This is a genomic window from Bartonella sp. AD328YNZD (genome assembly GCF_042196425.1).
The window spans coordinates 1-6,092 of record NZ_JBHIQG010000137.1 but is presented as its reverse complement, the minus strand read 5'-3'; the positions used below and the strand labels follow the sequence as shown (position 1 = coordinate 6,092).

Annotated in this window: 6 protein-coding genes; 4 read left to right on the top strand and 2 right to left on the bottom strand. The window is 33.5% G+C overall.

Translation table 11 applies throughout. The annotated features are described in order from the left end of the window. Positions 1-146 precede the first annotated feature (146 nt). Complete coding sequence (locus ACFIO3_RS07340; RefSeq protein ID WP_375606106.1) at positions 147-443, bottom strand: lipopolysaccharide assembly protein LapA domain-containing protein; 297 nt, start codon at positions 441-443, stop codon at positions 147-149. Positions 444-450: 7 nt separating this feature from the next. Further along, complete coding sequence (ihfB, locus tag ACFIO3_RS07335; RefSeq protein ID WP_273790186.1) at positions 451-729, bottom strand: integration host factor subunit beta; 279 nt, start codon at positions 727-729, stop codon at positions 451-453. Positions 730-915: 186 nt separating this feature from the next. Here ihfB and lptC point away from each other — a divergent pair, with 186 nt between their 5' ends. The 4 genes from lptC to ptsN all read left to right on the top strand — a co-directional run bounded on the left by lptC (position 916) and on the right by ptsN (position 4,412). After that, a complete protein-coding gene (gene lptC, locus ACFIO3_RS07330; protein WP_375606107.1) occupies positions 916-1,560 on the top strand; it encodes an LPS export ABC transporter periplasmic protein LptC in 645 nt (214 codons plus the stop codon). A 76-nt stretch (positions 1,561-1,636) separates the two neighbouring features. Next, positions 1,637-2,236, top strand: a complete 600-nt coding sequence (locus ACFIO3_RS07325; protein ID WP_375606108.1) for an LptA/OstA family protein — start codon at positions 1,637-1,639, stop codon at positions 2,234-2,236. Between the two features lie 6 nt (positions 2,237-2,242). Continuing rightward, a complete protein-coding gene (gene lptB, locus ACFIO3_RS07320) occupies positions 2,243-3,037 on the top strand; it encodes an LPS export ABC transporter ATP-binding protein (RefSeq protein ID WP_012754448.1) in 795 nt (264 codons plus the stop codon). Between the two features lie 910 nt (positions 3,038-3,947). Further along, a complete protein-coding gene (gene ptsN, locus ACFIO3_RS07315) occupies positions 3,948-4,412 on the top strand; it encodes a PTS IIA-like nitrogen regulatory protein PtsN (protein ID WP_375606109.1) in 465 nt (154 codons plus the stop codon). The last annotated feature ends 1,680 nt before the right edge of the window (positions 4,413-6,092 follow it).

The window sequence follows — 6,092 nt, the reverse complement described above, 5'->3', positions numbered from 1 at the left end:
AAAAATATATTATAAAGCTCTTAAATGTTTCGTAAAAGTGCAAAAAAGCTAAAGTCAATTAAAACATGTATAAAAAAAGAAAAAGAGCACTTTTAACTCTGTACTGAATATAGAATACAGAGAGAAAAGATTTCATTTAAATACCATTACACCAGATTTGTGATAGATGTTTTCAATTTTTCAATCTCGGCTTTACTTTTTTTGAGAGCTTTTTTGTATTTGTGATAGGAAAACCAACTGATCAGATTTCCTAATAAAATACCAAAACCAAAGAAAATAAAGAGCCATATAAAGAGGGGAGCATGATAAGTAAAACTTTCAGGATTTGCTCGAAAAGGATCAAGGGTTAACGGAACCATTTGACGATTAGCTACGATAAAAACAATCAAAACCGCTGCGAGAATCACACTGATACTTGTTAGAAGAATACGTTTAATTATCATAAGTTTCTCACTGATTAAGACGGTCGCGTAAATCCTTGCCAGTTTTAAAAAAAGGAATCCACTTTTCTTCAACAGAAACGGCTTCACCTGTTCGTGGATTACGTCCATTACGGGCTGAACGGCTTTTTACAGAAAAAGCTCCAAATCCACGAAGTTCAACGCGATTGCCATTTGCAAGTGCTGTTGCAATTTCCTCAAAAATAGCGTTTACAATATTCTCCACATCCCGTTGAAAAAGATGCGGGTTATGACGAGCAATAATTTGCACAAGCTCTGATTTTACCACAATAGCCTCACTTTCACACAAAAAAATTTCGTAATTGTGCACTCCATGCATAATATTACAATATATAAACGGATAAAAGCAAAATAAAATCAAGAAAAAACAAATTGCAATAAACAAAATTTGAAAATACCTTCTATAAAGGGTATACAGATTAAAAATGCGGAGTATTTAAGAGATCAGGAGAGTATGTCCGTACACAAACATTATGAAGCCTTTTCAACGCAATCATCTTTTGGAGATGTTTTAAAAAAAGCATCCCGTCATTCGCGTCGCATTAGCGTATTAAAAATTTTTTTACCTCTCTTAGCGTTGCTTTCAGCGCTGGTTTTTTGCTGGTTTACGTTTTTCTTGGTTCCCGTTACTTCTGATTCTATGCCTTTGAATAATGGAGAAAGTGGCGTGATGAATTTGACGATGCTTAATCCAAAATTAGAAGGGTATACGCGTGCTCATGAACCTTATTGGCTTAAAGCAGAAAAGGCATTTCAAGACCATACACACGCTGGAATGATTGGGTTGCAAAACATTACAGCTAGAGCATTTATGGGCCAACAAAGACAGGTTTTTCTTTCAGCACAAGGGGGGGTTTACGATAACATTAATGGTTTTTTACAGTTGAATAAGCCATTCACCATTACAACGAACGATGGGATGATGGTACAATTTATGTCAGCTAGTATTAACTTATCCGAGGGACAGTTAAAAACAGATCAACGTGTTAATATTCAGCAGGCCGGTTTGCATCTTGCTGCAAACGCCTTACAAATTCGAGAAAAAGGAAAAAACATATATTTCCATGGTGATGTGCATTTAGTGCTTCAAAAGCAATGACGGAATATCAATACAAATCTTTAAAGGATATTTATAAAGAGAAGTATGTGTATATACAAACAGAAGAATTGAAATAATGAAATCGTACAAAAGATGGATAGGTGTGATGTTAGCTTTTAGCATGGGAATGTTAGGAGAAGGAGCAGTTTTAGGATATGCTGAAGGGACTCATTTTGGAATAAGTCTATCAAACGACAAAGAACCGGTAGAACTTCATGCAGATTCTTTGGAAATACGTGATAAAGAAGGGATAGCACTTTTTAAGGGTGATGTTTCAGTGGTGCAAGGTGAACGTCTTTTAAGAACGGCAGAATTAGTTGTTTACTACGATAAAGCATATAAAGAAATTGATAAAAACAAGGAAGATACAAAGGCATCATCTGTTTCTTTATTTGGTTCGTCGAGTATACAAAAAATGGAAGCTTTAGGAAAAGTTTATATAAAAATTGCTACGCAAGTTGCTACGGGTGATAAAGGCGTTTTTGATGGAAAGTCAAAAATGATGAGTTTGACAGGGAATCATGTTGTGTTAACTGATGGTGATAATGTGGCAACGGGGTGCAAACTAACGGCAAATATGGAAAGCGGAAAGGCTTTTTTAGAAGGTTGTGAGACGCCTAAGAAAAAAGGTCGTGTTTCTATTATTTTAAAACAAAATCAAAAGAATGGCCATTAAGATTTCATGTTTGGAATCAAAAGAAAAAAACAGACTGATAGGTATAATCTTGAAAGTGAAGCTTCAAAAAATCCCTTAAAAGGGACCTTGATTGCCAGTAATTTGATTAAAGTTTATCGAGGAAGACGAACAGTTAATGGTGTTTCTTTTGGCATTCGTACGGGAGAAGCCGTTGGCATTTTAGGACCCAATGGGGCAGGTAAAACAACTTGTTTTTATATGGTGACAGGGCTCATAAAATCTGATGGAGGCTCGATTAAAATTGATGGATTTGATATTACGCATCTTCCGATGTACCGACGTGCGCGTCTAGGTATTGGATATCTTCCACAGGAAGCGTCTATTTTTCGTGGTCTTTCAGTAGAAAATAACATTAAAGCTGTTTTAGAGGTCGTTGAAAAAGATCGTCTTAAACAACGTGAAGAGTTAGATAGCCTTTTACATGAATTTAAAATTGATCATTTACGTAAAATGTCTGCGCTTTCGTTATCTGGAGGTGAACGTCGGCGACTTGAAATTGCGCGCGCTTTAGCTTCTCGTCCCCATTTTATGTTACTTGATGAACCATTTGCAGGAATTGATCCTATCGCTATTTTCGATATTCAACAACTTATTCGTCATTTAACGAGGCGTGGCATTGGTGTTTTAATAACGGATCATAATGTACGTGAGACATTAGGGCTTGTCGATCGCGCTTATATTATTCATACAGGGCGGGTGTTAGTTCACGGTTGTCCTAACGATATTATCAACAACGTTGATGTACGCAGAATTTATTTGGGAAATCAGTTTTCTCTTTGATTTTACAGCTTTCACAAGTTTCCATTTAAGTTTAACCAAACATTATTACTGAAAATCTCCTTATTTATGCCAAAACTTCTTTTATGACTATAACCTTAATGTTGTTATTGAGTGGTGAAAAAGGTTTTATCATTAGAGGTTAGTTTGTTGTTTTATAAGTTTAGCTTACTCATAATTATATCATAGAAAAGATATCACTAGATTAACGTGATAATGAGTGATAAATGAAGCTCTCAATGAATGCGTGTGTTATTGAAAGGTAAAAGATATTTATCATATTTTTCTCTGTCGAATCAAATAATATATCGGTGATGCTGTTTTAGGTATTTTGATGGGAGCACCGGTTATATATTGCGGTTATTCAATAGGAGTTGTCGTATTTTATTGGTTTATATCGCCTATTTGAAAATAGGAGCTTGGCTACAGATATCAGGCTAAATCTATAAATCTTTTAAAATAATCATTAAATTTCTAAAAATCTTTATATTCTTGTTATAAGTCGATGTTCAAGCTATACAGTAATTTTCAAAGTAAAGATCCATTTTGCTCAGTATGCTTTTCATCTTAATTTAAGGGCTCATTTTTAAAGAAAGAAAAACTCTGATGGCGGATTATACATCAACTCTTATGACAAGTTTAATAAATTTATGAATAATGGCCTTTTTTAGAGTCGTAAGGAAATTAACTTTATGAACAATTTCATTTCTTTGGTTTCTTATGCCGTTAATGATGATCCGAATACTATTTATTGTTGTTTTAGAAGTGATATGAGATGTATTGAGCTATCACCCATTATAAATTGAAAAGTAAAAACACATGCGATGTTGCGAAAAGTGAAAGAACATTAAGTATCTATAGCGTTTATAGGTTTATTGATGAGCATTTTAGCGTGTAAGAGGAAAATTAAAGTATGAATTTGAGTGAGTTAATAGCACCGGAAGCGATCATTCCGGCTCTTAATGCTAATTCGAAAAAACAGGTTCTGCAAATTTTAGCCGAAAAAGCTTCCAAGCTAACAGGTCTTAGTGAGCATGTGATTTTTGATGTTGTTTTACAACGCGAGAAGCTTGGTTCAACGGGTTTAGGTGGAGGTATTGCGATTCCTCATGGAAAATTACCTGATATTAATCGGATCATTGGTATATTTGCACGTCTTGAAAGTCCTGTTGATTTTGAAGCTCTTGACGACGAACCTATAGATCTCGTTTTTCTCCTTTTAGCACCTGAAAATGCTGGTGCAGATCACTTAAAAGCTTTATCACAGATCGCACGTGTTTTGCGTCACACTGATGTTGTACAAAAGTTGCGCAGTACGCATAATGCCAATGCGCTTTATGCTTTATTGATTCAGACTTCAGAATCAAATGCAGCTTAAAAGGTATTATGAGCGTATAAATTGCGAGGTATGCACTACAGAGCGTAGGAAAGAATATAATTTGCATCTTAAGACTAATAACAAAAGGTTGTGTCATGAGATTTAAGAAAATTACTTCTAAATGAACCTTCTTTTTAAAGAGCAACCAACAAAAACGAAGGGCTTTTCCTTTCTTGTTCTCGTATATTAAAGCATCTAATTATTATGTTCGTGGATTCTTTTATCCTGTTATACTGTAAAAACACTGTCATTTGAGATATAGTGAGATAAATTCTGTAAGTCTTCTTAATATATTAAGTGCTTTTAGAGTGCGTGGTAAATATTTTTAAGCAGGACTTGTCTGTAGAGCCTTTAGTTAAGTGAATCACATGAGTGGGAAGAAAAGAGGAGACCGCTCGACAAGAATCCAAACTTTTTCAGTCCAGATTGGATTAAGAATCTTCGTCCTTTGAAAGCGGGAAAGAAATCAACAGAAAAGTTTATTTGTGCATTGAATTTTTTTGTAAGTTGAGTTTGAGTGTTTAGGGATAATATTTTAATGCTCAAGAAGAAATAAGAAATATATTGTATCTTCAGTATAGCAAGATATTGATTTTAAATATAATTCACTATTTCGCATGTTAGATGAGAGATCCGAATATTGTAAAATTCTCTCATTCCAAACTTGTTTATGTTGAATCAATCAAAACCATTTCCTTGCACGTTGTAAACGGAATTAGCGTGTGGATAAAAACTGTACAAGAAAGGGGTAAAGATGCTTCTTATGAATCGTCTCAAGTATTGAGGGTTGCAGCAAAACATTGGGAGCTGGAAAATAGTGTTATGGTGCCATCTTTCTTCTTCACAAGTGGAGAGATCAACTATTTTATAGATATGATTTAGATGTCTTCTGTTGTATAGAGCTCATGCTAAAGAACAATTTTGTACGGTAAGAATGAAAATTATACCTTTAGGTTGGGTGAAAGAGTTTTTATACATAGGAAGATTTATTTAAGTGTCTTTAATTGATTAAAATATTGTTTAAAAAATGGTAATGTTAGAACTGCTATAGAAAAAAGTTTTATATTTCTTTTTATAAATTACTTAGAAATAAGATAAGGAGACTTTCCAAAAGAATTCTTAAGAAGTTTTTTATAACAGAAAGAAAAATATCGTCTGATACATTAAAATAATACGATTAAGCTATTATAAGCTACTAAAATCATTTTAGAAATTAATAATTGGAGATGAAATATATAGGGAAATAAGATCAAAAGAAACAAAGTTGTATGTGATTATTGAGATAGAATCTAAATTCTTTATGTTTTATTATTAATATCTTGATAATATTTTATTATTTTTACAAGGTCTTTTGAAGGTTGAGAAAAAGTGTTATCGGGACGATGTTGAATACGAAATATGAATGCACTATAATGAGTAAAAGGTGGAGTATTTTGCGAACATAAATGTATTGAATGCATAAAGTCGAGAAGTGATATTCGTAAGGCGATTAAGCTTTTTTGCGGGGAGTCCGGGGTGTATTTTCAAAATTTTGCATCAGATTGCTTGTGATATAAAGAGTATGGTTTATTTCTTAATAGTGTGATGGTATGTTTTCATCTCGTTTTGAGGTTCTATAGCTTAAAGAAATCGTTTTTTATACAAAAACGAAATAAGTAGCGTAAAATGAAGATGTTATTT

Bases quoted from the DNA above. Each gene is read 5' to 3' on its own strand.
- ACFIO3_RS07340 (WP_375606106.1), bottom strand. From the start codon at position 443: ATGATAATTAAACGTATTCTTCTAACAAGTATCAGTGTGATTCTCGCA.
- lptC (WP_375606107.1), top strand. From the start codon at position 916: ATGTCCGTACACAAACATTATGAAGCCTTTTCAACGCAATCATCTTTT.
- ACFIO3_RS07325 (WP_375606108.1), top strand. From the start codon at position 1,637: ATGAAATCGTACAAAAGATGGATAGGTGTGATGTTAGCTTTTAGCATG.
- lptB (WP_012754448.1), top strand. From the start codon at position 2,243: ATGTTTGGAATCAAAAGAAAAAAACAGACTGATAGGTATAATCTTGAA.
- ptsN (WP_375606109.1), top strand. From the start codon at position 3,948: ATGAATTTGAGTGAGTTAATAGCACCGGAAGCGATCATTCCGGCTCTT.